This is a genomic window from Komagataeibacter europaeus, from assembly GCF_002173515.1.
GTDB lineage: Bacteria > Pseudomonadota > Alphaproteobacteria > Acetobacterales > Acetobacteraceae > Komagataeibacter > Komagataeibacter europaeus.
Genome location: NZ_CP021467.1, coordinates 2875001 through 2901510 on the forward strand (window position 1 = coordinate 2875001; position 26510 = coordinate 2901510).

A 26510-nucleotide genomic window follows, 5' to 3' on the forward strand; every position below is an offset into this window, starting at 1 on the left:
TGCGGTCTGGTAAGTTTGCTCTTTGATAATGTGAATAGGTTGGTGCGTTCGTGGACGTGCCTTTGTCACGGGTTGGTCTGACCCGTGGATGGTCCGAGCAGTCGGGGTATCCATGCTAAGTGACGGAGGCGCATGCGTTCATGAACGAGTTAAGTGTTGAATTGTGCGATGCACTGCACTTTCTCTGTGCGGGTGTTGTTGCTCGATCTGCCGGCTGGTTATCTGGCTGGTGGCTTGAGTGGATGGCTCCTGTGCATGTGTGGGCAATGAGCGTGATAAGGGCATTCGGTGGATGCCTTGGCACCAGGAGGCGATGAAAGACGTGGCACGCTGCGAAAAGCCATGGGGAGCCGCGAGCAGGCTTTGATCCGTGGGTATCTGAATGGGGCAACCCACCCAGCGATGGGTATCATGTTCTGAATACATAGGGACATGAGGCGAACCCGGGGAACTGAAACATCTAAGTACCCGGAGGAAAAGACATCAATTGAGATTCTGCTAGTAGTGGCGAGCGAACGCGGAACAGGCCAGTGTTCATTTTTGAAGAAGCAGAACGGAATGGAAAGTCCGGCCATAGCGGGTGATAGCCCCGTATGCGTAGTGTCAGGAATGATCCTTGAGTAGGGCGGGACACGTGAAATCCTGTCTGAACATGGGGGGACCACCCTCCAAGCCTAAATACTCCCTGGTGACCGATAGTGAACAAGTACCGTGAGGGAAAGGTGAAAAGCACCCCGACGAGGGGAGTGAAATAGACCTGAAACCGAATGCCTACAAGCAGTCGGAGCCTCTTATGGGGTGACGGCGTACCTTTTGTATAATGGGTCAGCGAGTTTCTGTTTGCAGCAAGCTTAAGCCGTTAGGTGTAGGCGCAGCGAAAGCGAGTCTGAACAGGGCGACGAGTTGCTGGCAGAAGACCCGAAACCGAGTGATCTAGCCATGGCCAGGCTGAAGGTGCGGTAACACGCACTGGAGGGCCGAACCCACGCCTGTTGAAAAAGTCGGGGATGAGCTGTGGCTAGGGGTGAAAGGCCAATCAAACTCGGAAATAGCTGGTTCTCCGCGAAATCTATTGAGGTAGACCGTCGAGTATTACCCCGGGGGGTAGAGCACTGGATGGGCTAGGGGGGCCCAAAGCCTTACCAAACCTAACCAAACTCCGAATACCCGGAAGTATGAGCTCGGCAGACAGACAGTGGGTGCTAAGGTCCATTGTCGAGAGGGAAACAGCCCAGACCACCAGCTAAGGCCCCCAAATCGTGGCTAAGTGGGAAAGGATGTGGGGATTCCAAAACAACCAGGAGGTTGGCTTAGAAGCAGCCATCCTTTAAAGAAAGCGTAATAGCTCACTGGTCTAATAGAAACCCTGCGCCGAAAATGTAACGGGGCTCAAGCCACGTGCCGAAGCTGTGGGTGCATACTATGTATGCGCGGTAGCGGAGCGTTCCGTAGGTCTGTGAAGGAGACGGGGTGACCCTCTCTGGAGATATCGGAAGTGCGAATGCTGACATGAGTAGCGACAAACAGTGCGAGAAACACTGTCGCCGAAAGTCCAAGGGTTCCTGCGCAAGGTTAATCCGCGCAGGGTGAGCCGGCCCCTAAGGCGAGGGCGAAAGCCGTAGTCGATGGAAACCGGGCAAATATTCCCGGGCCTGCCAGAAGTGACGAATGCAATATGTTGTCGGGTCTTATCGGATTGATCCGGCTTTTGGCGCATTCCAGGAAATAGCTCTGGCATATAGACCGTACCCGAAACCGACACAGGTGGACTGGTAGAGAATACCAAGGCGCTTGAGAGAACGATGCTGAAGGAACTAGGCAAATTACTTGCGTAACTTCGGGATAAGCAAGACCCGTCAGTGGGCAACCATTGGCGGGTGGCACAGACCAGGGGGTAGCGACTGTTTAGTAAAAACACAGGGCTGTGCGAAGTCGAGAGACGACGTATACGGCCTGACGCCTGCCCGGTGCCGGAAGGTTAAGAGGAGGTGTGCAAGCACCGAATTGAAGCCCCGGTAAACGGCGGCCGTAACTATAACGGTCCTAAGGTAGCGAAATTCCTTGTCGGGTAAGTTCCGACCTGCACGAATGGCGTAACGACTTCCCCGCTGTCTCCAGCATCGGCTCAGCGAAATTGAATTCCCCGTGAAGATGCGGGGTACCCGCGGTCAGACGGAAAGACCCTATGAACCTTTACTGCAGCTTTGCAGTGGCATCAGAGACATTCTGTGTAGGATAGGTGGGAGGCTTTGAAACCGGGGCGCCAGTTCCGGTGGAGCCATCCTTGAAATACCACCCTGACTGTTTCTGATGTCTAACCGAGGCCTGTTAGCCAGGTCCGGGACCCTGCATGGTGGGCAGTTTGACTGGGGCGGTCGCCTCCCAAAGTGTAACGGAGGCGCGCGATGGTGGGCTCAGGTCGGTCGGAAACCGACTGTCGAGTGCAATGGCATAAGCCCGCCTGACTGTGAGAGTGACAGCTCGATCAGAGACGAAAGTCGGCCATAGTGATCCGGTGGTCCCGCGTGGAAGGGCCATCGCTCAACGGATAAAAGGTACTCTAGGGATAACAGGCTGATCTCCCCCAAGAGTCCACATCGACGGGGAGGTTTGGCACCTCGATGTCGGCTCATCACATCCTGGGGCTGGAGCAGGTCCCAAGGGTTCGGCTGTTCGCCGATTAAAGTGGTACGTGAGCTGGGTTTAGAACGTCGTGAGACAGTTCGGTCCCTATCTGCCGTGGGTGTTGGAGACTTGAGAGGATTTGTCCCTAGTACGAGAGGACCGGGATGAACATACCTCTGGTGCACCGGTTGTCGCGCCAGCGGCACAGCCGGGTAGCTAAGTGTGGACGGGATAACCGCTGAAAGCATCTAAGCGGGAAACCCACCTCAAAACAAGGTCTCCCCGAGGGCCGTGATAGACCATCACGTCAATAGGCCAGGTGTGGAAGCGCAGCAATGCGTGCAGCTAACTGGTCCTAATCGCCCAACAGGCTCATTCCATCGCCACATGACGTGGCAACATACATGCACAGCAGTCATCCACTCTTCAACACACCATAACAGCACCAACCCATCACATCCTCTCAGCCCCTCCCAAAGGGATGACTGGATGACCTGGTGGCCATGGCGGGGAATGATCCACCCGATCCCATCCCGAACTCGGCCGTGAAACACCCCAGCGCCCATGATACTGTGCCTCAAGGCACGGGAAAGTCGGTCGCCGCCAGGTCTTCCAGTCACCCCTCACCACCGCGGGGTGGAGCAGCCCGGTAGCTCGTCAGGCTCATAACCTGAAGGCCGCAGGTTCAAATCCTGCCCCCGCAACCAAGCATACGTGTCTGAAAAGACTAAGAAAAAGCCACCCAGAAGGGTGGCTTTTTTGCGTCAGGTTTAAAAAATACCGTATACGACCAAATGCAGCCCTGCCTAACGATTTTGCGATCTCCTGCTCTCCATTTCCTTACAGTATCCTAACGGCAGGTATGTGTGGGAAAGGGGAAGCCACATGAATCAGACATGGGGAGATTTTCAGGCGATCGTCCAGCTATCGGCTGGCCTGAACGTGGCGATTCTCAGCTTTGTGGATATCAGCCTGCCGGCCATAAAAGAGCGTCGGCGCGTCTTTGCCAAGGCGCAGCAGGAACTGGACATGCATCGTTCCGCCCCTGGCAAGCTGACCAGCGCGGCACAGCTGGAACATGATTGCCAGGTCGATGAAATGAACGAAAAACTATACATGCTGTGGAAGGAGTCATCCGACTTCAGCAATGAAGAAGACTCCCTTATTCATTCTACAGGCATTCTGGGTTTTCTGGGCGCTGTTCTTAGCATGTTCCTGCTGTGGTATTCAGCAGAATATTATGATGTCGTTATTGGCATGACGGGTAAAATAGTGATTTCCCTGTCATTCTGCTCGCTTATCGGGGCCTTCATCATCAATTTCATGACGGCATCACAAGCCAGCGTCTTTACCAAGAAATGCAACGCGATCCGTCAGGAAATGCGCCAGAACCTCTAGGGAACTGGGCTGTCGGACCGATTGCAGTCCTGCCGGAAACCAGCCAGGAAAATCCGTGCCGCATGGTGAAAGCGCGGCCGCATGTTTTCTTCAATCCATGTTGATTCGGATGCGCAGGCCAAGCTCTGCAGCATCAGGTCGCCTATGGTCATGCCGAACAGCATGTTGCTGTAAATACATATATCGCCTTCCACAACATAGTGGTTCTGGCGCACATAACGGTCCAGCCAGCTGGTCAGCACGTTTCCCTTTCCGCCGGCACGCAGGCTGGTCAGGATCTGCCGGATATCCGCTGATTCCTGTGATTCGGTAATCAATGCCCGGATCAGGCTGATACGGTCGGGCCGGAGAATGATCCGACCAAGGTTCATCAGCAGTTCGGTCAGTTCCTCCGCCGGGTTCTCTCGGTAGTGGCATTCGTCTGGCGTGACATTGAACAGCCTGCTGTTGATCAGGGTATGGAACAGGTCCTGCTTGGAATGGAACATCTGGTACAGCGTGCGCTTGGACATGGCGGAATGCTGCGCCACCTTGTCCATCGAGGCCGCATGGTAGCCGCATTGCTGCAGCACCTCGCTTGCGGCGTCCAGAATCCGTTCCCGCCGTTCGCATTCTTCCATTTCTGGCGGTCGGCCTGGCCCACGCCTGCGGCTGTCGCAATCGTGCGACGCAGATGCGGGGGCTCCATGTCCATTCTTGCTCATTCGTAATATGCTCCGACCGCTTTTGTACGGGTGTCCTGCTTGACCGGCTTATGGAGACGATATAGTTTTCTATTCATTGAAAACCAAATGGTTTCGTTATTTGGCTTTCTTATGGCGGCCATGTGCGGGAAACGGCACACCCGTGATTCAGAAACATTTTATATATAACGGCCTACAAGCCGGTTGGTGACCATGATGCATTATTCCCGTGTCGTAGCCCCGGCGGCTTTGATACTTGCCCTGGCGGCATGCCAGCGGCATGCGGCTTCCCCCAAGCTTCCGCCACAGCCGGTCAAGGTTGTGACGCTCAAGACGGCGCCGGTGGAAATCCACACGATGCTGCCGGGGCGTACCGAAGCCTTTGAAATCGCGCAGGTCCGCCCGCAGGTCAGTGGCGTCATCCAGCAGCGCCTGTTTGTCGAAGGCACTGATGTGCAGGCAGGGCAGCAGCTGTACCAGATCGATCCCCGTATCTATCAGGCGGCAGTGGACAGCGCGCAGGGCCAGCTGCTGCACGCACAGGGCAGCGAGGTCACCGCCCGCGCCAAGCTGAACCGCTACGGGCCATTGCTCAAGGCCCATGCCGTCAGCCAGCAGGAATATGATGACGCGCTGGCCGCCGAACGCGCGGCACAGGGTGATATCCTGACCGCCAGGGGACAGCTGGAACGCGCCACGGTTGATCTGGGCTATACCCACATGAATGCGCCGATCACCGGGCGCATTGGCCGTTCCATCCTGACCGTTGGTGCGCTGGTAACCGCCAACCAGACGAACAACGTCGCGATCGTCACCCGGCTTGACCCGATTTATGTGGACGTGAACCTGCCCGCGACCGAACTGCTGCGCTTCAAGCGTGAACTGGCGCAGGGACGGCTGACGCGTGCGGGTGATAACGCCGCCGCCATCACCATTTCACTGGAGGACGGCACCACGTACGAACATTCCGGCCGCATGGAATTTTCGGAAGTGAATGTTGACGAATCCACGGCCACGGTTGTGGTGCGTGCCGTCATGCCCAATCCCGATCGCCTGCTGCTGCCGGGCATGTATGTCCATGCCCAGCTGGCCGAGGGCACGGACCCCACCGCCCTGCTGGTTCCGCAGCAGGCGGTGCAGCGCAATTCCCATGGTGACCCGCAGGTATGGGTGGTTGATGCCGATAACAAGGTGAACCTGCGTGCCATCACCGTCAGCCAGGCTATCGGCACGGACTGGCTGGTGACGGGCGGGCTGAAGGGTGGTGACCGCGTGGTGGTCGAGGGCCTGCAGAAGATCCATCCCGGCGATACCGTGGCCCCGGCGGATGTGTCCGCCCCGCCCCAGGCAGGATAAGCCCCCATGTCTCTGTCACGCTTTTTTATTGACCGGCCCGTTTTTGCGTGGGTGATCGGGCTGATCATCATGCTGGTGGGCGGGGTTTCGATCTTTCGCCTGCCCATTGCCCAGTATCCCAGCATCGCCCCGCCACAGATCGCGATTTCGGTCACCTATCCCGGCGCGTCCGCGGATACGGTGAACGATACGGTCGTGCGTCCCATCCTGCAGCAGATGTTCGGGCTGGATCATCTGGAATATATTTCCTCGCAGTCCTACGCATCGGGACAGATGGAAATCGACCTGACCTTTGCTCAGGGAACCAATCCCGACATTGCGCAGGTGCAGGTGCAGAACAAGCTGCAGCTTGCGCAGCCCAAGCTGCCGCAGGAAGTGACGGCGCAGGGGCTGAGCATCACGAAGGCCGTCAAGAACTTCATGATGGTCATCGCCTTCATCTCGACCGATAACAGCATGAGTGGTGCGGATATCGCCGATTACGTGGCGTCCAACATCTCCGATCCGCTCAGCCGCGTGACGGGTGTGGGCGACCATACGCTGTTCGGTTCGGAATATGCCATGCGCATCTGGCTCGACCCGTCCAAGCTGTACAAGTACGGCCTGACGGTGGGCGATGTGCAGACCGGCATCCAGACACAGAACATACAGGTCTCGTCCGGTGAGCTTGGTGGCGTGCCCGCGGTCAGGGGCGCGCGTCTGGACGCCACCATCATCGGGCCGACACGCTTGCGCTCGCCCGAGGAATTCGAGAAGATCCTGCTCAAGGTACAGCAGGACGGATCGCAGGTGCGCATCCGCGATGTCGCCCATGTGGAACTGGGACCGCAGACCTACAACACCCATTCCTTCTACAACAACATGCCCGCATCGGGCATGGCGCTGAAACTGGCGCCCGGGGCCAACCAGCTCCAGACCGAAACGGCAGTCCGCACCCAGATCAAGGAACTGGAACAGTTCTTCCCGCCCGGGCTGAAGACCGTCTATCCGCTGGATACGGAACCCTTCATCGTCCTGTCGATCAAGGACGTGATCATCACGCTGATCGAGGCGATCGCACTGGTGTTCCTGGTGATGCTGGTGTTCCTGCAGAACTTCCGCGCCACCCTGATTCCGACCATCGCGGTGCCGGTGGTGCTGCTGGGCACGTTTGGCATTCTGGCCGCCCTTGGGTTTTCCATCAATACGCTGACCATGCTGGCCATGGTGCTGGCGGTCGGCCTGCTGGTGGATGACGCCATCGTGGTGGTGGAAAACGTCGAGCGCGTCATGACCGAAAAGCAGCTTTCCCCCAAGGAAGCCGCCCGTCAGTCGATGGATGAAATTTCGGGCGCGCTGGTTGGCATCGTGCTGGTGCTGACGGCGGTATTCCTGCCCATGGCGGCCTTCAGCGGGTCAACCGGGGTGATCTACCGGCAGTTTTCCATCACCATCGTCGCGGCCATGTGGCTGTCGGTGCTGGTTGCCATGGTCATGACGCCCGCCCTGTGCGCCACCATGCTCAAACCCGGCAGTCATGAAAAGACCACGGGGTTCGCAGGCTGGTTCAACCGTCATTTCACGCGCCTGACCAAGGGCTACCAGAAGGGCGTGACCCGCGTGCTGGGGCATGCCGGTCTGTCCATGCTGGTGTTTGCGTTGATTACGGTGGGTGTCGGCTGGCTGTTCATGCGCCTGCCCGGCGGCTTCCTGCCCGATGAGGATCAGGGCCTGATCTTTGGCCAGGTGACCATGCCCGCCGGTTCCACGCTGGAGGAGACGGCAGCCGTCAACCGCAAGGTGGCCGACTACATCCTGAAGACCGAGGGCAGGAATGTCGAATCCGTCTATTCCATGAACGGGTTCAACTTCGCCGGGCAGGGGCAGAGTGCTGGCGCCTTCTTCATCCGGCTGAAGGACTGGGACGAACGCCCCGCCGCCAGCCAGACGTCGGCCGCGATCGCCATGCGCATCATGATGCATTTCTGGATGGACCCGGTGGCGCAGATCTTCGCCATCAACCCGCCCGCCGTTCTGGAACTAGGTAACGCCACCGGTTTTGACCTTGAACTGGAAGACCGTGGCCACCTTGGGCATTCCAAGCTGCTGGAAGCGCGCAACATGGTCCTGGGCATGGCGGCGAAGGACCATCGCCTGACGGCCGTGCGCCCCAACGGCATGGAAGACGCGCCGCAGTTCCACCTGAACATCGATCGTGAAAAGGCCAATGCGCTGGGTATCACCATCGCGGATATCAACACCACGATCGAAGGCGCGCTGGGGTCGATCTATGTCAACCAGTTCCTGCGCGATGACCGTGTGAAGCAGGTCTATATCCAGGGCGAGCCGGATGCCCGCATGATCCCTGATGACCTGAACAAGTGGTATATCCGCAACGCAACGGGCGGCATGGTGCCGTTCAACGCCTTCGTGTCCGGCGAGTGGATCATGGGACCGCAGAAGGTGGAGGACTATAACGGCCTCAACGCCTTCGAAATCCTTGGCCAGCCGGCAGCGGGCTACAGTTCGGGTGATTCCATCGCCGCGATGAAGGAAATCCTGGCCAAGCTGCCCAAGGGCGTCGGCTACGAATGGACGGGCCTGTCCTTTGAACAGATGGCGTCGGGATCGTCCACCGGGCCGCTTTATGCGCTGGCCATGATCGTCATCCTGTTCTGCCTTGCCGCCCTGTATGAAAGCTGGGCCATTCCCTTTGCCGTCCTGCTGGTCATCCCGCTGGGCGTACTTGGTGCGATTGTCGCAACGCTGGGGCGTGGGCTGGCCAACGACGTGTATTTTCAGGTCGGCCTTCTGACTACCGTGGGGCTGGCGGTCAAGAACGCCATCCTGATCGTGGAATTCGCCAAGGCGTTTTTCGAAAATGGCGCAACGCTGGAGGAATCCGTGCTGGAAGCCGGGCGTGAACGCCTGCGCCCCATCCTCATGACCTCCATTGCCTTCGTGGTGGGCGTGTTCCCGCTGGCGATCGCCACGGGGGCGGGGTCGGCGGCGCGTATTGCAATCGGCACGGCGGTTGTGGGCGGCATGGTGACGGCGACGTTGCTGGCCGTTTATTTCGTGCCGCTGTTCTTTGTGGTTGTGCTGCGCCTGTTCCGTGTGCGGCGCATGTCCGAACGGGCAAAGGGAGAATAATGCAGATGACCGTTCTCCCTACAATCCGGCGCGTGGCCACGGCAGGCATGGCGGCAGTGCTGCTGGCGGGATGTACGATGATCCCGCATTACAGGCGACCCACGCCCCCCCTGGCCAAGGCATGGCCGGCCTATGCCAATACCGGCGATCCGGTGCAGGAAAACCCGCTGGCGGCCAATCTGGGCTGGTCGGAATTCTTTACCGACCCCCGGCTGAAGGCGCTGATTGCCATCGCCATTCGCGAAAACCGTGACCTGCGGCAGGCGGCGGCCGATATCCGCCGTGCGCAGGGGCAGTACGATATCCAGCACGCCACCCTGTTTCCCGCCATCAGTGGCGGGGGCGAGGCAATGTATCAGGGACCGTCGGACGCCGCCGGTCTGAGCTTCGCGCCGGGCCTGGATACCGGCAACCCGCCCATGTTCAAATATTACCAGATGGGCATTGGCGTCTCATCCTACGAGATCGACCTGTTCGGACGTATCCGCAGCATGTCGCGGGAAGCCGCGGAACATGCGCTCATGCAGCGCGAAAACGCCCGTGCGATGCTGATCAGCATCATATCGCAGGTGGCCTCGACCTATATCTCCTGGCTGGGGGATCAGGCGCAGCTTCGCCTGTCGGATGAAACCATGGCGTCCCAGCAGCAGACACTGGACATGGTCAAGACCCGTTTCGCGCATGGTGAGACGGATGAAATGAATGTGCGCCAGACCGAAACGCAGGTTGCGCAGAGCGGCGCCTTCCGTGATGAGTCGCGCAGGCATGTGGCGCAGGATGAAAACCTGCTGACCCTGCTGATTGGCCAGCCCATTCCCGATAACCTGCCCCCCGCGCACCCGCTGGGGCAGCAGACCATCATGCAGGACCTGCCGCCCGGCCTGCCGGCGGATGTGCTGGAACATCGGCCCGACATCATGGCGGCCGAACATGACCTGCTGGCGGCCAATGCGGATATCGGCGCGGCCAAGGCGGCGTTCTACCCCCGCATTACGCTTACGGCGTCGGACGGGATCAGCAGCCTGCAGCCGCACAAGCTGTTTACCTCGGCCGCGACGACATGGGGTGTGTCACCCCAGTTGCAGGTTCCCCTGCTGAACTGGGGCCAGAACAGCGGCAACCTGAAGGCGTCGCGCGCCATGCGGGCGTCCAAGGCGGCGGCGTATGAAAAAACGGTGCAGTCCGCCTTCCGTGAAGTGGCGGATGCACTGGCCGCGCGTGATACCTACCGTGACGAAACCGGGCAGATGGACCGTTATGTCTCCACCACGGGGGATGCCTACCGGCTGGCCATGCTGCGATACAATGCAGGGACGGATTCCTACCTCACGTCGCTCGTCTCGCAGCGTAACTACCTGCAGGCGCAGCAGTGGCAGATATCCATTGCCGTGTCGCGTTACCAGAACCTTGTGACATTGTACCGTGCGCTGGGTGGCGGCTGGACCGAGCATACGCCCGTTCCCCAGCCAGCCAAGGGGCAGAAGGCCGCGCATAAGGGATAGGACGCGGTATTCAGGATGTGCATATTCCATTACGGCCCGGACATGTTGGATTCATGCCGGGCCGTAATGTTATTTAAGTAAAATAAAAAAATATTGAATATTGAAGTCATATTTACCGGTAATATAAAATAAAAATCTTAAATAAATTTAAAAAATAAACAAATAACATAAATATATTTTTGTTAAATTGATTACGAAAAAATGTAAATTTTGTTCTTCCAATATGAAAAATCATCCCATATCCTTAATTCATGGCTTCTGGCGCAATATGTTTTTGTTTCGGCGCACAAGAAGTGCATGAAAGGTAGGGTCTGAACTTTGAATTTACATAGCAAATCCGATAATCAACTGCCCGCAGCCGTGCGTCCCGATGGGAAGTTGCGCATGGTTATTTTCGATTGTGATGGCGTTCTGGTCGATGGGGAATACCTGTCCACCTGCATCATGGCGCAGGAAGCGCGGAAATATGGCTGGAACATTACGGACGAGCAGGCAAACAAACTGTTTACCGGCGGCGAACTGGCCAAGATCCGTGACCGTATCGCGCATGAAAGTGGCAAGACACTGCCCGATGACTGGGACATGCAGGTTCAGAACCGCATTGTCACCATGATGAAAACCGACGCCCAGACCGTTGACGGCGCGGAAGACATGCTGAAGGCCACACTTGATCTGGGGTTGCCGGTGCGTATCGGGTCCAATTCATCCATGGCGGAAATGGACGCAAAATTCAGCAGTACGGGTCTGGACCAGATGCTGGATGAAGACCGTATCCATTCCGGACGTGACTTGAACATGCCAAAGCCCCGCCCCGACCTGTATTTATATGCGGCCGAACAGGACAACATTCCGCCGGGCAACTGTATCGTGCTGGAAGATTCGGACGCCGGTGCCGAAGCCGCCCGCCGCGCGGGCATGGCCTGCGTGTTGCTGCGTGACCTGTCGCGGCCTGCGCCGCAGTGGCCGGGATTGATCCGTATCGGGCACCTGTCGGAATTCGTGCCGCTGCTCCAGCGCATCAGGGCGAAACAGAAGCAGGCAGTGGCATAAGGGCCTGTTTGAAAATAACGTCCGATAAAAACCATAAAAGTTTCTGGATGCCGCCTTTTTAAAAAGGCGGCGTTCTTTGAAGCTTTACCAAAAACATCTTTGCGTTTTGCGGAATACCTTTTTGTGCTGCTTATCCGTCTTCAATCCGTATAACGGCCGCTACGGCCCTGCTTGACGCGGCTGCGATGCTGTTTGTTGTCCATCCGTTTTTTGCGCTGCGTGCGGGAGGGACGGGTGGGCACGCGGTAAGCCTGCACCGCACTGGCCTGTGTGATCATGTCCTGCAGGCGGGCGACCGCGTCCTCGCGGTTGCGGGTCTGGCTGCGGAAACGCCGGGCCGTCAGCACGATCACGCCATCGGCTGTCATCCGGCTGCCCGCCACCTCGGCCAGCCGGTGCTTGACCCGGCCCGACAGGGTGGGGGAATTGCGGGCGTCAAAACGCAGCTGGGCCGCTGTCGCGACCTTGTTGACGTTCTGTCCGCCCGGTCCGGACGCCAGTATGTAGGTCACATGTAATTCATCATCGGGTATGATGGGGGATGACATGGCGGTTTACGGTCCTGTTGGGCGGAAGGTATATCGTAAGCTTATGGGCCGCCCTGCATGGGCAGCATTGCTGTGCTGGCCGTTTGCTATCACCATGCCTGCCGCATGATGACAAGAGCGGAGTAACACAATCATGAATGATGAGGCGGTCACGGACCAGTTGCGCAAGGCCCTTGCGCAGGCAGCAGGGGACGCGGCGCAGGCCAAGGTGATGCCCGTGGTCAAGATGATTGCGGCCCAGCAGCTTGTGGTCATGGATCTTATGCAGATGCTGGTCGATGCCAAGGTGCTGCATGCGGATGAAATTGCAGCACACATGCGTCATCATATCGATCATACGGATGCAAAGGACATGGCGGCGCGGACCCTGTTTGAACAGGTGCGCGCCCGGTTTGCGTCCGGTGTCAAACCCTCCTGATATCATAAGGAAGTGTGCAGATGGCTGATCATCCCCCTGCCCTGCGGGCAGAAATCGCGGCGCTGAAGACGGAACTGGCGCGTGTGCGTGACGAACTGGCCATGGCGCGCAAGACGATACAGGACCTGAACCTGAAACTGCGGCGTGAACAGACACGTCCCTCCACCGCGCGCTGACGCGGTGCGATGACAAGGTATTTGCCACCATGAACGAAGAACGCGATGCAGCCGGTCGGGCTGTGGTCTATCCTACCGTCAGTTGCGGGGCGGAAGCCGTGCAGGATTCCATCGTGGTCATGGACCTGTTCATGGCGACATCGCCCGAACACATGCCCAAGGGCAACAAGCGTGTGGTGACCGTGCTGCCGCCGGAACTGGCCCTTAACCTTGCCGAACAGCTACGCAGTGCGGCCGAGCGGGTGCAGGCGGCGCGCGCGGATAAAAAAGGCTGAAAGAACAATAAAGGTTTCTGGGTGTCGCCTTTATTTCAGAAAGGCGGCGTCCTTCGAAGCTTTTGAAAAAATCTGCGCCTAAAGCGTCCTAATGATAACGGGATGTTTCCCGGGCGGAGTTTTTCAAACAGTCTCTGACCTGTTGCGCTGGAACTGGCGCATGCCGGCATAACGCAGGTTGAGTGCAACCTGCCGACCCTGGACCGTGGGAATGGTCATGGTGTTTTCCAGCGCGCCGCGCATGGCCTTCTGGGACGCCATGTGCACGATCCCCACGGGCGGATGGGGAAAGAACAGGTTGGCCAGTTGCCCGGTGGTTTCATCCACCAGCCATGGGCCAAGGTAGTTATGGCCGTTATCAAGAAAGGTGACGGGCTGGCCATCAATATACACCGCCAGCGCCATGCATAGCTGGTCCTGTGTAAACGCCATGCCCCGCCGGGGTAGGATCAGCGCCTGCCATCGTCGCAGTACCGGCCAGATCGTGGCATTGCGATGCAGGCAGAACACGCCCGCGTTCAGCAGGGGTTTTGCGCCAATACGCTTGCGGATATGGAACGGCAGCCGGGCGCGACTGGCGTTCTTGTATAAAAAGGAACGGATCTGCATCCACCCCGGACAGATCCAGCGCACCCCCAGCAGGTTGGCGATCTTGGCGCCGATTTCCGGTACAATGGCCAGCGTGCCGCTTTCGCCCGCGGCAAACACCTGTTCCATCGCCCGCCCGTCCTGCACCCATGTATCGGCATCCAGCCACATGATCAGGTCGAATTCCGGCAGCATCTGGTCCAGCCACAGCTTGCTTATGTTTATGGCAAGGCTGGGTCGATTCCGGATGGCGCGTCCGGGGGCATAATCAGGGATATAGGGGGTGATGATCCGTATGCCCTGTGCCTGCAGCCGTCCCGCCTGTTCCGGCGTCATGCCGCAATCGATGACCCCGATGGGCGTATCGGCATGATCGCGTATGGAGGCGACCAGTTCGCATACCAGATGAAAATAGGTGTGATCGCATCCGGTGACGATGATCCGGCGGCTGGTCGCAGGGGGTATGGCGCAGGGGGCGTGCGGTGTCATGCCCGGCATCATAGGGACAAGGCAGGCCCACGGAAATATCCCTTTGTCAAAGGCTGTTTCCTTCACCTGCCTTGCAATATCAGGTGCGGCCGTAGAAAGTTTTTGATGAAGCTTTTTTCAAAAACCTTCAGAAGAACACTGCCTTTTTGAAAAAAGGCAGCACCCTAAAAACTTTTATTATCCTTTTATCCCTTACGCCTTCACATCAGGCAGCAGTTGATAGCGCGCGCTGAGTTCAGGGTGCCGGAAGGCCATGATGGCACGCAGGCTTTCATGGGCGGCCCATGCATCGTTCGTGGTGCGTGAATTGCCATGCATGCGATAGCGGCACAGGATTTCGGGAACGTAGGCGGCCTCGAAACCATGGTCGATGAATTTCAGCCAGAAATCATAATCTTCCCAGCCCTGGTCAATATGGCTGTAGCCATCCACGTCCGTCCATGCCTGCCGACGGATCAGGGCCATTACATCAACATAGTTCTCCCGCGCCATCTGGGCGGGGTCCCATATGTCGGCAGATCCGATGCGCTGTTCCTTGCCAAAATATTCCAGCTGGCTGTACGTGGCGTCAAACCCGCCATCGCGTGCGGCTTCGTGTAGCCGGGCTATGGCGCGGGGATAGATGGTGTTATCCGCGTCCATCACGAACACAAACGCACCGACGGCATGCTTGAAGGCAGTATTGCGGGCTTCGGACGGCCCCTGGTTGCGCGGATGCACGATCAGGGTGCAGCGCCAGAAGCGTTCGCGGTTTTCCTCCATCCATGCGGTGATCAGGGCGACGGAATCGTCTTTGTCCGAATGGTCGTCCACCACGACCAGATCCAGGGCCATATGGGTCTGGGCGGCAATGGAATCGAGGGCTTCGGGAATATACCGGCCGTAATTGAAATTGGTGACGCATATGCTGACAAGGTCCGCCGGTTTCTTGCGGCGGCTGCGGAATGTGAACGCGGTCTGGCCGGTGGCCATCCATGGGGCGGTGATGCTCATGCCTCCGGCGTGCTCCATACATGCGAAATGAACCCGCGTATCCGCGCGCAGCGCGCACGGTTATGGGCAGGGGTATCGATGGCCCGCATGGCGGCCAGGCGCACGTCCTCGGCCTTTGCCTGGCCATCGGGCGTGTTCAGCAGCCATTCGATCAGGTTGGGAATGTGGCGGCCGCTTTCTTCAAGGAAATGCACGTTCGGGCGAAAGACCGGATGCGGCAGGCAGGGTTCCGATACCACTACGCTGCCATTGGCCATCGCACCCTTGACGATGCGGTGCCATTCAAAAAAACCGTAATCGTCACGGTGGATGTTAAGCGCAATACGGGAATGCCCCGCCACATGCGACGCCAGGCGTGACAGGGGATTATCCCGCGGGCTGCTATCTATGGGCGTGGTGAATTTGCGATAATAGAAATAATTGCGAAACTGCGCGAAGAAACCGGCATTGCAGGCAAAGAATTTCTCCCGGTGTGCCGACAGGCCGCCAAAGAAACTGATATCGAGCTGCCGGTCGGCAAAGGGGGTATGCCGGTCGGGATGCCTGCGGCATGCAGGCGGCAGGATGCGCACCATGGCATGCTGCATGTCGCCTTTTTGCAGGTAGTTGCGTTCAGTGCCGACATTGGGGGTGAAGTGGATGGCTGGCAGCCCCGCCTGCCGGAAGCTTTCCGCCATCTGGTGACAGATGTCGATGACACCGGCCGCCATGAGCAGGAAAGGAATGCCGCGTTCAAACCACAGGGTCTGTGGCTGTTCGGTATTGAACATGATGGCGTCACGGATAATGGCGCCAGTGGCCCAGTCCTGACCCTGTCCCAGATGGAAGAATTCATGCGGGGCCACGAAAATGCACAGTTCGGGCCGGTCATCGGGGTTGCCGGTTTCATCCAGCAGGACACAGTTCAGCCCGCTCTCACGCAATGTCGTGCAAAGGTCCGATGCGATTTCGTGAATGAATACATTGCCGTTGGAATTGTAATAGACCCCGATACCATCCGGCACCGCGCCATCAGCGACCATATAGTCCGCATCATCCAGCCCCTTGGCCGCGCACAGCGCACCCAGCGTGCGCGAGACATGCAGGGCGCCGAAAATGCGCCGCCCTTCCGGCACGCCATACAGCAGGGCATGTTCGGCCATGTCCGTGGTCGTGCGTTCGATGTCACGATTGATGTCGTGATAAAGATCGGGGGTGAAGAACGGCAACTGTTCCAGCGTTCGTGCGCCAATGCTCAGGTCTTCCAGATGGAAGCGGGGCAACAGCCCATGATGGGCGATATGGCAGCCACCATGCGTTTTCAGGAAATGAATGAAGGGGTTGCGGTTGCCGGCATCCGCATCGGGATACTGGCGCAGGTATGACGCGGGGCGGAAATTGCGGTTGGGCTGGCGTCCTTCCCGGAAACCGTATTTGACATAGTGGATCAGGGGATCAATTTTCGACCCGGCAACGTCCTGATGCACCGAAAGGTAGAAATCGGCATCGAACAGGCCTGATTCCTCTATGGTTTCAAGATCCTGCTGCTCGGTCGGGGTCAATGTCAGGAGCAAGTCCGCGGACAATGTCTTCACCTTGGCTGGGGCGGGATGGAATAACGGGTGGCAGGGCCACCTGTCGGGCGCGCACAGTCATTCTGCTAGGGCAGATCAATTAATAATTGATTATCCGGCCTGCTTATTTTTACCCGGATTGCAGGTGAAGCGTGGGGTACAGGGCGTATCCTGTACCAGCATTGCATAAATCGCCCTGTCGGGATGCCGCCATGCCCCCAGCCAGCCATCCCGTGCAGGGGGCAGGTGGGCATGGGTGGTCATGGTCCCGTCAGGTAACGGCCCTGACGGGCAGAATGCTAGATGACGATCAGGCCAAGCGAGATGGCCTTGAGCACGGTCGTGACGCGGTTGGTGCAGTCCAGCTTGCGCTGCGCATTCTTGAGATGGAATTTTACGGTATTTTCATTCAGCTTCAGGATATCCGAGATATCCACCGTGGTCTTGCCATTCGCTACCCATGACAGACATTCGCATTCACGCTGTGTCAGCACGGGAAGTTCAGGTTCCGGCGGCGTCGTCAGGTAATGGTAATGCTGATAATACTGCATGGTCAGCATTGAAAGGGCCGCCTGGACGCGTCGCGATATCGCCTTGCGTGCAAGTTGTCCGAAATTGACCACGAAGACCGAAGAATCCGGTCCATGGATCGGCATGACAAAACCGTCCTGCAGGCCAAGGTCATGCATGTCGGTGACCAGTGCTTTTTCCTGCTTCTGCACCGGGTCGCATGCATGCCATCCGAACCCTGTATGACTGGTCATGGCGCGGCGCAGCACCGGGTCCACCTGCCCGTAACTGCGGTTCATGTAGTGCGTGGTCCAGTGGACAGGGTAGCTGGATGTCGTCGGACGCAGGCCGCCGGGCTGGAACTTCTTGATGATACCCGCGACACAGTAGAAATCACCGATCTGGCTGACAGCTTTATGAAACTGGGCGGCCAGTTCGTCCACGGTGCGCGTGTTCAGCATCGCGTCCAGCGTATCCATGACCCTGCTGTTGAAAAGGTCGCGATTCAAAAACCGTATCCTGTATCAGTCTCGCTGGTTATGGAACTATCTTCCTTGACAGGCCTATCATATCCGCGGGCACGGCACCAATGCCCCGGTGACATGCAGCGGGAAAACCGGCACGGCATGCAGTCTTCTTTTTTGACGCTGCCGGAAATTAATTCTAGAAATATCCGTTTATGAATTTAGCCATTTGTGCTGTCGGTTTCAGGTCAGGTCATATGAATTCCCAGTCGCCTTCTCTACCTCGTCTTGCCATTGTTGTTCCCTGTTACAATGAATCTGAAGTCTTTTCTTATTGCCTGACGGAACTCGGCGGCTATCTTGGCCGGATGATCAGTGACGGGATGATCAGTCCCGCCAGCTATCTCCTGTTTGTGGATGATGGCAGCCGTGATGACACATGGCGGCAGATCAGTGCCGCAACCAAAAGCCATGCCCATGTCCGTGGCCTGAAACTGTCATGTAACAAGGGCCATCAGGCCGCGCTGCTGACGGGTCTGGCCAATGCCGACAATGCCGATGCCATTGTCAGTATTGATGCCGACCTGCAGGATGACATCAACGCCATCGGGGAAATGGTGAAGTCCTATGTCGCCGGGCATGATGTCGTGTATGGGGTGCGGGCCTCGCGCCAGACGGACACGGCCTTCAAGCGCATGACGGCGGAGGTTTTTTACCGCCTCATGACCATGATGGGGGTCAAGCAGGTCTTCAACCATGCGGATTTCCGTCTTTTGAGCAGCAGGGCACGGGATGCGCTGCTGGAATATCATGAACGGAACATCTACATTCGTGGCCTTGTCCCGCTGGTCGGTTTTCCGTCGGCAGAAGTCTATTACGACCGCAGGGAACGTACGGCGGGTGTTTCCAAATACCCGCTGCACAAGATGATGGCGCTGGCGCTGGAAGGCATTACTTCCATGACTGTCATGCCGCTCCGGATCATTACGCTGACCGGCTTTATTATCAGTGCTGTCGCCATCCTGGCAATCGTGGTGGTGCTGATCAACAAGATGATTGGCAATCCCATTCAGGGATGGGCTTCGGTTATTGTCGCCCTGTTCTTCATGGGAGGAGTGCAGATGCTGTGCCTCGGGATCATCGGGGAATATCTGGGCAAGATATATCTGGAAACCAAGCGGCGTCCCCGGTCCCATATCGAGGAAAAAGAGGGTTTCGGCAGTCCGTAATCATTATGTGTCAGGGAAGAAGTAATATATTTCCATCGCGTAAACAGCCGGGGAAAACATGAAGCGCCATTTTCTGGATTTCAGGGAATACATAGACAGGAATAACAGAGCGTTTCTTGTTTTCATTTTTGTGCTGTGCAGCCTTAATTTCGGTTTTCTTTCCCTGGTGGCCCATTTTTCCCACTACGGCGATATCGCGCATGCGACATGCCAGTGGGACTGCAGATGGTACACGGGCATTGTCCGCAATGGTTACGACAGGTTGCCACGGTTACAGGGCAGTGATGGCCTGACACAGGCGGACTGGGCATTTTTCCCGCTTTATCCCCTTGTGTCCTACGCCATGCAGGTGGGCCTGCATATCAGCACGTTGTGGGCGGAACTGTCGGTCAACCTGATATTGTGGCCGGTGCTGATTTACCTGTGCTGGAGGGAACTGGCGGCACGCGCGATCAATGTGGACCGGATCGGCTTCGCCCTTTTCTGTGTCCTGTATCCTTTCAATATCTGGTACACGTCACAGTATTCGGAAGGGGTTTATGGTGTGCTCCTGATCAGCACGCTGATCCTGCTCCGGAAAAACCACATATTATGGGCGGCACTTGCCTGTTTCCTGCTTGGTTTTTCCCGTCCGACCGGTTTTCCCACCGGGGTCATGATTGCGGGCTGGTGGTTTTTCAGGCGTACCGGCATCACGCTGCGGACACGTTCCATTGTCCGGGGACGTCTGGCCGTGCCCGCACAGGAAAGTTTCCTGCTGATTTCCGCCGCCGGGGCGGGGCTGTCGGTTTTCGTGCTCTATCTTTACAGTCTTATGGGGGACGGGTTTGCATTTTCGCATGTGGAGGTGGGATGGGAAAAGCATTTCAGCTTTTTCCTGACCAATTTCATTGATTCGTTCCTGCAGGCGAAGAAAATAAAGCTGGGCATTTATTTTATATTTTCCTGCTATTTCATTTATGGAATGCTTTTAAAAAAGTGGTACCTGAACTTTGCCATCATGGCGTTCATTGCGTTGATGGTGGGATCGACCGGTCTGGAATCAATCGAACGCTATGTCTTTTCTAACCCGCTGATGATTGAATTCCTGGCCTTCCTGACGCTGACGCAGGCACGGGTAAGACGCTGGTCAATCTTGACGCTACTTCTGGTCCTGCATATCGTTGTTATTGAATTATGGTTCCACGGACATATTGCTCTTATTTAAATGAAGAAATATACGTATCTTTCAATCATATTATTTGCGTTTGATATATTTGCGTTCGTTCTGGGTATGAAACCCCAAGTGTCGCCTGATTATCGGCATTATTATATCGACCATACCATAACCATGGAAACATACGTCCGGCATATGCTGACCCGATAGCATGCGGGTGGCGGTGCCGGACGGGGATTTCCATGCACGGGGAAAGGGTCGTACCTTCCCTGCGTGGTGCCATCCGGCACGGTGGTAAAAGAACATCTGGCCATTCAGATAGCTGGACCGGAAGTGTTTCGGGTGACCGGTCATCAGGCAATGTATAAAACGGCGGCGGCGGCCCTGGTGTGATGCCTGTCCTGATTTCTTACGGATGTTCATGATCCACGCCATCTAATCCGGTGATATCAATGCGCTTCTTTCCGTGTCGGGAACGGGTGCGCTGGGGCATGGGGTGGATGCCCGCTGGCATGATATGCACCCGTCATCCCATGCCTGATGGGCGACGGGGCTTAGAGACTGTTTGAAAACAAATCATTGATAAAAAATAACAAGAGTTTTTGGGTGCTGCCTTTTTTAAAAAGGCGGCGTTCTTCGAAGCTTTTTGAAAAAAGCTTCATCAAAAAACTTCTTTATGATTGCGGAATATTTTTCCGGGTTAACTTTTCAAACAGTCTCTTGTGATCACTTCAAAACCGAATTGATGTCGACCGTATGCCTGCATGATGGGCTTCCGTAGCAGGTGGCATTGTCCGACGCGGGTTGGATAATTGCCAGTATTTTGTGCGGATGGGGGCGTTGTAGAGCCATGGAACTGTAGGGCGTCAGGGACATCGCAACGCTGGCGCTGCCGAAGCACCAAGGGACGCGGATTGCAGGTTGTGGAAATATCCTGCCCATGACCCCGGTACGCCAGTAATCGGCCTGCTGACTAAACGCATCGTGTGTATCCCGATGACCCGATGGTCAGGAAACAGGGGAGGGCAGCGGCAGGCTACGCGTCCTGTGTCATTGCCTGACTTGCACGTGGGTATGTGTGTTCAGGCCCAATCTGTTATTATCGACTGTAATATATATGGAAAAAGAACTGTCCAGATCCGGGTATGATCCGTCTTCGCCGCGGCGTGCATGCGGGTCTCCCTTTCTGGCGCGCATTGCGGGATAGTGGGGTCGACAGGGGACAGGCAAGGAACGGGAGGACACGTGGCCACGCTGGAATGGGAGGGCAAGCGCGCCGTTACTGCCTGTCTGGAACGGATGCGCGCGGGGTATTGCAGGTTGATCCTCACCTGTGCCGCGGGGCGGCGGAGGGGCGGGACATGATCATCTTGGGGGATAACCTGGCAGCACTTGATGCGCTCATGCCCGATCATGCGGGACGGGTGGACATGGTGCTGATCGACCCGCCCTATAATACCGGGCGGCGCGACTGGCTGTATGATGACAGCGCCAGCACCCCCGCCGCCCTGCACTGGCTGGAGGCGGTCCTTGGACCGGGGCAGGCCGGTCGCCTGTCACGACAGGACCGCTGGCTGTGCCTCATGTATCCGCGTCTGCTGCAACTGCGGCAGCTCATGGCGGAAAATGGCGTGATCGCCTGCTGTATCGATGACCGCGAATATCCCCGCCTGCGCCTGTTGATGGAGGAGGTGTTCGGGCCCGCGAATTTTCTGGCGACGTTCGTATGGGTCAATACCGGCAATATCGACAACCACAGCCGGATCAAGACCAACCATGAATATGTGGTGGTGTTCGCACGCGATGCCAGGCGCTTCGTGCCCGGCCGCGTTCTGGCCCCGCAGGTGGGTGCGCGCAGCAAGCTGCGGCGGCCGGTCATCCGCAACACCATCATCAAGAATGGACCGCGCAACCCGGTGTCCGACCTTGTGCTTCCGGTGGGTTTTCCCGCCCGCGTTGAGGATGGCGCCATTCCCGTTCCAACCGATCCCGGCTTCTGGCCGCGTTTTGACGTGCCGATTGTGATCAGGGACGGTCGTCTGGCGCAGGCCGTGACCCTGCGTAGCGGGTGGAGTTCCCGCCGTCAGTGCGCGGCCTTCATCGCGGCGGGGTTTGACGACATCATTGACAGGCAGGGCCTGAAAACACGCTTTTACCTGACGTCCAGCGGTGCGGTTTTCATGGAAAAGGACCGGCTGGCGCAGCCCAGCCATATCCTGACGGTGCTGGAAGGCATGGGAACGGTGCAGCAGGCCGCGACCGAACTGGCGCAATGTGGCGTGCGCTTTGACTATCCCAAACCGCTTTCACTGGTGACCTACCTGCTGCGCGCGTTGTGCCCGGATCCCGCGGCCGTGGTGCTGGATGCCTTTGGCGGTTCGGGCACGACGGGGCAGGCCGTCATGGACCTGAATGCGGAAGATGGCGGCACGCGCCGTTTTATCGTGATGGAAATGGATGAACATATCGCCACGACCGTGACCCAGCCCCGCCTTGCGCATGTGCTGGCACGTCATGCCCGACCGGGGACGGGTTTCCGGTTCTGCCGATTGGGAATGTCCTGAATGATATCGCTCAGGAATGCATTGATTAAGATAAAAGTTTTTGGGTGCCGCCTTTTTGACAAAGGCACCACCAGGAATTTCCCTGATTTTCAGGGTATTTCACAGGCAGGCTTCTGGAATATTTTTCCGGTTGCATGACAGGTGCCGTCATTTGTGCTGGTAAGCATCAAGGCGTTTGGTAAAGGTCCGCGTGAAATCGCCCAGTGCGCAACTGCCATCCTGTCCGGGGTGGCAGGCCGACAGGGGCAGGGTTTCAGGCTGTGCCGTCACAGGCTGTTCCATACGCAGCGCATCCATTCCCTGATGGAATATCACGGCCCGCACCCGGCGCTGGCCATCTGGCATGCGCCATGTCTCGAACCCCAGCGTGGTGTCGGGGCCGGTGGGGTCCGGCAGGTCGGCAAAGGACCAGTCCAGGCCAAAAATCGCCGCCAGCATGTCCAGCGTGCTGTCATGTCCCGCAAATACGATAACCGGCGTGGTGGCCGCGATCATGTCGCCATTGGGTTCACGCACGGCCTGCCCCGCGACCAGATCCACGATCATGCCCGCCAGGATATGCCCGCGCGGAAAGGCCAGGGCGGGCAGGCGGCGCACCAGTCGGCTGGCATGGTTGTGGGCAGGCTGCAGGGTATCAATGACATGGCGCATGTCCGGATATCCCCAGCCAATCGCCGTGTACGGCATGCCCTGCGCGTATTCCAGCAGCATGTCTTCCGCCACATCCGCCGACTGTGACAGGCCGCCGGACAGGTGCGGGGCGCCCTTGTGCCATGTCGCCCTGTCCGGCTGGGTGAAGCAGGGCATGCCCGTGGTGCATCCGGCAGGCTGGATCACGGCCTGCGCCGTCGCCTGCGCCTTGCGCACATCGGCCGGACGGGTTTCCCGGTCATGCGCCAGCGTGGCGGACAGGTCGGTCATGATGGTGTGTTGCAGCGCGGGACTGGCCTGCATGGGCAGGTCATTGAAGACCGGGTCATGCGTGCCGGGGGGCAGGCTGCCGGGCGTGACCGGGCAGCCAGGTATCAGGGAATGGGCCATGATATCCCCGGTCTGCAGCGTGCGCTGGTCCGCCGCATCGGACCAGACCGCCAGTTGTTCCCCGGTCCCGCATCCGTGTGCGGGCAGGACGCCTGCCTGTCGGTAATGCAGTCCCAGCGCCGTTCCCATCAGCGCCAGGTCACGCTGCCCATGCTCGGTCAGTTCACCCGGGGCGACGGGCCACGCCTGCCATTGCCGGTGGGTATGGGCATCGAGTTCCGCAATGGGATGGGTGGGGCTGCGTATGCCGTGGCGCGCGACCAGCACCACGCGTTCCAGCACGGGGGCGGGGGGCGCAGGCGTCGCCCCCTGCGCCCCCACTGCCTGCAGCCAGATGCAGGACAGGATAACAAGGGCGCGGAACAGGCGGGACATGCGGGCACGATCCTGGTCGGGGGCAGGGAATATATCCCTGCATGACAGCAACATGCGGGTTCTGCTAGTATGCCGGTGCAGAAAAACGGCCTTGTCTGCAAGGAGCAGGAAACTGCCTGACGCATGATGCATTCCTGTCAGGGCAGGGCATACACAGTCAGGGAGAACCGGTGGATGATGATCTATCATCCGGTGCGGGCACTGGAGCGCACGGGTATGTGGGCGTTCATGATACGGCACTGGTGGATGTGCATGGCCCTGCCGGTCCTGCTGTGCCTGCTGGCTGGCTTTGGCGGCTATCTAAGCTGGAGCAGCCAAAGCGATGCCAATTTCGCCAGGCATAATGTCCTGATGAAGCATTCGCAGGAAGAAGCCGCCTACGCCCAGCAGCTTGCGCAATATGATGCGACGATCGTACGCGACCGTCGTGTTTTCCTTGACATCACGCGCGCCGAATTCGCCCGTATTGCCCCCCCGGTACAGATGGCGTGGCTTTTGCAGGAATATCGCAAATTCGATATCAGCCGCGTCAAGGTCTATGACGGGCATGAAACGCGTCCTTTTGTTCCCTCCCCCTGTTCCGTGCCGCTGTGCTTCGTTCCGATCTTTGTCGAGGAACTGAATGATGATCCCGTCACGCACACCAAATACATACAGGTGGGTGCGCTGGAGGACATATCGCGCACGCTGATTGTGGATGCCGAGCAGTTCTGGCGCCTGCGCAAGCTGGTCATCCATGTCGATGCCATCCTGTTCGCCGCCCGACGGCAGGAAATAGCCGATTTCGAAAAGATAATGCAGCTGCGTGCTTCGCTGGACGTTCTGCGTGCGACAGCACAGAAGGTCCGCTAAGGATTCCCCCGGGCCCTGCAGGCCCCGACAGCCGGTTTTTCAGGAGCGAGAATGGTCATTTCCGTCACGCATGCAGCATCGCAGCCTGCCTCTACGCCAGTGATACCCGTGATCCTGTCTGGCGGTAGTGGCAGCCGGTTGTGGCCCGTCTCGCGCAGTTCATTTCCCAAGCAGTTCTGGCCGTTGGTCTCGCGGCGTACGATGGTGCAGGAAACCGCGTTGCGCAGCCAGGGGCCGGGATTTGCCCAGCCCATTATCGTCTGCAACAACGAACATCGCTTCGTCATGGCGGAACAGCTGAAGGAAGTCGGCATTACCGCGCCACGCATCCTGCTGGAACCGGTTGGCCGTAATTCGGCCCCGGCCATTGCGGCGGCGGCCCTGCTGGCGGCTGAAACCGATCCCGACGCCGTGCTGTGGGTCATGGCGGCGGATGCCGCGATCCAGAAACCCGAAAATGTCGGGCCTGCGCTGGATCTTGCGGTCAAGGTGGCGCGCGCGGGCCGGATCGTGACATTCGGCATGACGCCCACCAAGGCGGAAACGGGCTACGGCTATATTGAAAAGGGCGCGCCGCTGGCCGGATATGATGGGGCCTGGAACGTTGCGCGCTTTGTTGAAAAACCCGATGCCGCGAATGCCGCCCGCATGCTGGAATCAGGGCAGTTCCTGTGGAATTCCGGCATGTTCGTGTTTACGGCCCGCACCATGCTGCAGGAAATGGAAAAATATGAACCCGCCATCGTAAGCGCGGTGCGGCAGGCCGTGCAGGATCGCAGGTCGGATATTGACTTTGAACGGCTGGATGCCGCGGCCTTTGCCAGTTCGCCCGATATTTCCATTGACTACGCGGTGGCGGAGCGCACCGGCCTCATGACCGTGATCCCCGGTGATTTCGGCTGGTCCGATGTGGGAAGCTGGGACGCATTGTGGGAACTTGGCCCGAAAGACGACCATGGCAACGTGACCATTGGCGATGTAGCGGTGTTCAACACATCCAACAGCTATGTGCGCACCGATGGTGTCCTGACGGCCGTGACCGGGGTGGAAGACCTGCTGGTGGTGGTCAATGACGATGCGGTGCTGGTGACGCATCGCGACCACGCGCAGGATGTAAAGGCCATCGTGTCGCGGCTGAAAAAGGATGGCCGCAAGGAAGCGACCACCCACAGCCGCTGCTACCGTCCATGGGGTTTTTACGAGACCCTGATCGAAGGCAACCGTTTCCAGGTCAAGCGGATCGTGGTGGAACCGGGGGAAAAGCTGTCACTGCAGAAGCACTATCATCGTGCCGAACACTGGGTGGTGGTGGAAGGGACGGCGCAGGTAACACGCAATGAGGAGGTGATCCTCGTGCGTGAAAACGAAAGCGTCTACCTGCCGCTCGGCGCCGTGCATCGGCTGGAAAATCCCGGTCGCATTCCCCTGACCCTGATCGAGGTCCAGTCCGGCCCCTATCTGGGCGAGGATGATATCGTCCGGCTTGAAGACGCCTACAGCCGTACCTGACCTGTTCTTCCAGTACTGATGTAT

The 26510-nt window shown here is 58.0% G+C and carries 21 protein-coding genes, 1 tRNA gene and 2 rRNA genes; 16 read left to right on the plus strand and 8 right to left on the minus strand.

Annotation, left to right across the window (positions count from 1 at the left end; genetic code table 11):
• Positions 1-265 precede the first annotated feature (265 nt).
• The 4 genes from S101446_RS13315 (at position 266) to S101446_RS13330 (ending at position 4023) form a co-directional block, all read left to right on the plus strand.
• Positions 266-3004 (plus strand): 23S ribosomal RNA (locus tag S101446_RS13315).
• 114 nt (positions 3005-3118) lie between these two features.
• Positions 3119-3234, plus strand: a 5S ribosomal RNA gene (rrf, locus tag S101446_RS13320).
• Positions 3235-3255: 21 nt separating this feature from the next.
• Positions 3256-3332 (plus strand) — tRNA-Met (locus tag S101446_RS13325).
• A gap of 178 nt (positions 3333-3510) precedes the next feature.
• A complete protein-coding gene (locus S101446_RS13330; protein WP_010511523.1) occupies positions 3511-4023 on the plus strand; it encodes a hypothetical protein in 513 nt (170 codons plus the stop codon).
• Here S101446_RS13330 and S101446_RS13335 read toward each other — a convergent pair.
• A complete protein-coding gene (locus S101446_RS13335) occupies positions 4020-4643 on the minus strand; it encodes a TetR/AcrR family transcriptional regulator (protein ID WP_010511521.1) in 624 nt (207 codons plus the stop codon). The genes S101446_RS13330 and S101446_RS13335 overlap by 4 nt on opposite strands.
• A 276-nt stretch (positions 4644-4919) precedes the next feature.
• On the opposite strand from S101446_RS13335, the gene S101446_RS13340 reads away from it, so the two are divergent.
• From S101446_RS13340 to S101446_RS13355, 4 genes are all read left to right on the plus strand, one after another.
• Positions 4920-6062: an efflux RND transporter periplasmic adaptor subunit gene (locus S101446_RS13340; RefSeq protein ID WP_087608556.1), complete on the plus strand. Its 1143-nt coding sequence runs from the start codon at positions 4920-4922 to the stop codon at positions 6060-6062.
• Positions 6063-6068: 6 nt separating this feature from the next.
• Entirely contained in the window at positions 6069-9194 is a 3126-nt protein-coding gene (locus S101446_RS13345) for an efflux RND transporter permease subunit (RefSeq protein ID WP_087608557.1), read from the plus strand.
• Positions 9194-10696: an efflux transporter outer membrane subunit gene (locus S101446_RS13350; RefSeq protein ID WP_087608558.1), complete on the plus strand. Its 1503-nt coding sequence runs from the start codon at positions 9194-9196 to the stop codon at positions 10694-10696. The genes S101446_RS13345 and S101446_RS13350 overlap by 1 nt, the downstream gene beginning before the upstream one ends.
• Positions 10697-11080: 384 nt before the next feature.
• On the plus strand, positions 11081-11746 hold the full coding sequence (locus S101446_RS13355) for an HAD family hydrolase (protein ID WP_010511514.1): 666 nt from the start codon (positions 11081-11083) through the stop codon (positions 11744-11746).
• A gap of 140 nt (positions 11747-11886) precedes the next feature.
• Here S101446_RS13355 and arfB read toward each other — a convergent pair whose 3' ends face one another.
• Positions 11887-12294, minus strand: coding sequence for an alternative ribosome rescue aminoacyl-tRNA hydrolase ArfB (gene arfB, locus S101446_RS13360; protein ID WP_087608559.1), 408 nt, complete (start codon positions 12292-12294; stop codon positions 11887-11889).
• A gap of 133 nt (positions 12295-12427) precedes the next feature.
• Here arfB and S101446_RS13365 point away from each other — a divergent pair, with 133 nt between their 5' ends.
• Genes S101446_RS13365 through S101446_RS13370 form a run of 3 tightly spaced genes read left to right on the plus strand, consistent with a single transcriptional unit; the run spans position 12428 to position 13163 of the window.
• Positions 12428-12712 carry a hypothetical protein gene (locus tag S101446_RS13365; RefSeq protein WP_010512245.1) on the plus strand — a complete coding sequence of 95 codons (285 nt, stop codon included), beginning with the start codon at positions 12428-12430 and terminating at the stop codon, positions 12710-12712.
• A 20-nt stretch (positions 12713-12732) separates the two neighbouring features.
• On the plus strand, positions 12733-12888 hold the full coding sequence (locus S101446_RS18080) for a hypothetical protein (RefSeq protein WP_167376441.1): 156 nt from the start codon (positions 12733-12735) through the stop codon (positions 12886-12888).
• Positions 12889-12917: 29 nt separating this feature from the next.
• On the plus strand, positions 12918-13163 hold the full coding sequence (locus tag S101446_RS13370; protein WP_010512242.1) for a hypothetical protein: 246 nt from the start codon (positions 12918-12920) through the stop codon (positions 13161-13163).
• 123 nt (positions 13164-13286) lie between these two features.
• Here S101446_RS13370 and S101446_RS13375 read toward each other — a convergent pair whose 3' ends face one another.
• The 4 genes from S101446_RS13375 to S101446_RS13390 form a co-directional block, all read right to left on the minus strand.
• On the minus strand, positions 13287-14252 hold the full coding sequence (locus S101446_RS13375; protein WP_087608560.1) for a glycosyltransferase family protein: 966 nt from the start codon (positions 14250-14252) through the stop codon (positions 13287-13289).
• A gap of 180 nt (positions 14253-14432) precedes the next feature.
• A complete protein-coding gene (locus S101446_RS13380; RefSeq protein ID WP_019086658.1) occupies positions 14433-15233 on the minus strand; it encodes a glycosyltransferase family 2 protein in 801 nt (266 codons plus the stop codon).
• Positions 15230-16798: a CgeB family protein gene (locus S101446_RS13385; protein WP_026018762.1), complete on the minus strand. Its 1569-nt coding sequence runs from the start codon at positions 16796-16798 to the stop codon at positions 15230-15232. The genes S101446_RS13380 and S101446_RS13385 overlap by 4 nt, the downstream gene beginning before the upstream one ends.
• Before the next feature lie 287 nt (positions 16799-17085).
• Complete coding sequence (locus tag S101446_RS13390; protein ID WP_087608561.1) at positions 17086-17805, minus strand: helix-turn-helix transcriptional regulator; 720 nt, start codon at positions 17803-17805, stop codon at positions 17086-17088.
• A 212-nt stretch (positions 17806-18017) separates the two neighbouring features.
• Here S101446_RS13390 and S101446_RS13395 point away from each other — a divergent pair, with 212 nt between their 5' ends.
• The gene (locus tag S101446_RS13395) at positions 18018-18989 is read left to right on the plus strand and encodes a glycosyltransferase family 2 protein (RefSeq protein WP_053323374.1); all 972 of its coding nucleotides are present in this window, start codon (positions 18018-18020) and stop codon (positions 18987-18989) included.
• A gap of 10 nt (positions 18990-18999) precedes the next feature.
• On the opposite strand, the gene S101446_RS18460 is transcribed toward S101446_RS13395, so the two are convergent.
• On the minus strand, positions 19000-19191 hold the full coding sequence (locus tag S101446_RS18460; RefSeq protein ID WP_244184256.1) for a hypothetical protein: 192 nt from the start codon (positions 19189-19191) through the stop codon (positions 19000-19002).
• Between the two features lie 60 nt (positions 19192-19251).
• On the opposite strand from S101446_RS18460, the gene S101446_RS13400 reads away from it, so the two are divergent.
• Together S101446_RS13400 and S101446_RS13405 are read left to right on the plus strand one after the other, a co-directional pair.
• On the plus strand, positions 19252-20196 hold the full coding sequence (locus S101446_RS13400; protein ID WP_244184259.1) for a hypothetical protein: 945 nt from the start codon (positions 19252-19254) through the stop codon (positions 20194-20196).
• 1310 nt (positions 20197-21506) lie between these two features.
• Entirely contained in the window at positions 21507-22709 is a 1203-nt protein-coding gene (locus S101446_RS13405) for a site-specific DNA-methyltransferase (RefSeq protein ID WP_244184261.1), read from the plus strand.
• 147 nt (positions 22710-22856) lie between these two features.
• Here S101446_RS13405 and S101446_RS13410 read toward each other — a convergent pair whose 3' ends face one another.
• Positions 22857-24125, minus strand: coding sequence for a histidine-type phosphatase (locus S101446_RS13410; RefSeq protein ID WP_244184264.1), 1269 nt, complete (start codon positions 24123-24125; stop codon positions 22857-22859).
• Positions 24126-24299: 174 nt separating this feature from the next.
• Between S101446_RS13410 and S101446_RS13415 the strand changes: the two genes are divergently transcribed.
• Together S101446_RS13415 and S101446_RS13420 are read left to right on the plus strand one after the other, a co-directional pair.
• Positions 24300-24977 carry a hypothetical protein gene (locus tag S101446_RS13415; RefSeq protein WP_087608892.1) on the plus strand — a complete coding sequence of 226 codons (678 nt, stop codon included), beginning with the start codon at positions 24300-24302 and terminating at the stop codon, positions 24975-24977.
• Between the two features lie 51 nt (positions 24978-25028).
• Entirely contained in the window at positions 25029-26486 is a 1458-nt protein-coding gene (locus S101446_RS13420; protein ID WP_087608564.1) for a mannose-1-phosphate guanylyltransferase/mannose-6-phosphate isomerase, read from the plus strand.
• Positions 26487-26510: the final 24 nt, after the last annotated feature.

What these genes read in the sequence shown, in the direction of transcription:
- S101446_RS13375 (WP_087608560.1), bottom strand. Translation starts at nt 14,252, where the DNA reads ATGATGCCGGGCATGACACCGCACGCCCCCTGCGCCATACCCCCTGCG.
- S101446_RS13350 (WP_087608558.1), top strand. Translation starts at nt 9,194, where the DNA reads ATGCAGATGACCGTTCTCCCTACAATCCGGCGCGTGGCCACGGCAGGC.
- S101446_RS13345 (WP_087608557.1), top strand. Translation starts at nt 6,069, where the DNA reads ATGTCTCTGTCACGCTTTTTTATTGACCGGCCCGTTTTTGCGTGGGTG.
- arfB (WP_087608559.1), bottom strand. Translation starts at nt 12,294, where the DNA reads ATGTCATCCCCCATCATACCCGATGATGAATTACATGTGACCTACATA.
- S101446_RS13395 (WP_053323374.1), top strand. Translation starts at nt 18,018, where the DNA reads ATGAATTCCCAGTCGCCTTCTCTACCTCGTCTTGCCATTGTTGTTCCC.
- S101446_RS18460 (WP_244184256.1), bottom strand. Translation starts at nt 19,191, where the DNA reads ATGCGCGATATCGCCGTAGTGGGAAAAATGGGCCACCAGGGAAAGAAA.
- S101446_RS13410 (WP_244184264.1), bottom strand. Translation starts at nt 24,125, where the DNA reads ATGTCCCGCCTGTTCCGCGCCCTTGTTATCCTGTCCTGCATCTGGCTG.
- S101446_RS18080 (WP_167376441.1), top strand. Translation starts at nt 12,733, where the DNA reads ATGGCTGATCATCCCCCTGCCCTGCGGGCAGAAATCGCGGCGCTGAAG.
- S101446_RS13405 (WP_244184261.1), top strand. Translation starts at nt 21,507, where the DNA reads ATGATCATCTTGGGGGATAACCTGGCAGCACTTGATGCGCTCATGCCC.
- S101446_RS13380 (WP_019086658.1), bottom strand. Translation starts at nt 15,233, where the DNA reads ATGAGCATCACCGCCCCATGGATGGCCACCGGCCAGACCGCGTTCACA.
- S101446_RS13340 (WP_087608556.1), top strand. Translation starts at nt 4,920, where the DNA reads ATGATGCATTATTCCCGTGTCGTAGCCCCGGCGGCTTTGATACTTGCC.
- S101446_RS13365 (WP_010512245.1), top strand. Translation starts at nt 12,428, where the DNA reads ATGAATGATGAGGCGGTCACGGACCAGTTGCGCAAGGCCCTTGCGCAG.
- S101446_RS13370 (WP_010512242.1), top strand. Translation starts at nt 12,918, where the DNA reads ATGAACGAAGAACGCGATGCAGCCGGTCGGGCTGTGGTCTATCCTACC.
- S101446_RS13415 (WP_087608892.1), top strand. Translation starts at nt 24,300, where the DNA reads ATGATGATCTATCATCCGGTGCGGGCACTGGAGCGCACGGGTATGTGG.
- S101446_RS13335 (WP_010511521.1), bottom strand. Translation starts at nt 4,643, where the DNA reads ATGGAAGAATGCGAACGGCGGGAACGGATTCTGGACGCCGCAAGCGAG.
- S101446_RS13330 (WP_010511523.1), top strand. Translation starts at nt 3,511, where the DNA reads ATGAATCAGACATGGGGAGATTTTCAGGCGATCGTCCAGCTATCGGCT.
- S101446_RS13355 (WP_010511514.1), top strand. Translation starts at nt 11,081, where the DNA reads ATGGTTATTTTCGATTGTGATGGCGTTCTGGTCGATGGGGAATACCTG.
- S101446_RS13420 (WP_087608564.1), top strand. Translation starts at nt 25,029, where the DNA reads ATGGTCATTTCCGTCACGCATGCAGCATCGCAGCCTGCCTCTACGCCA.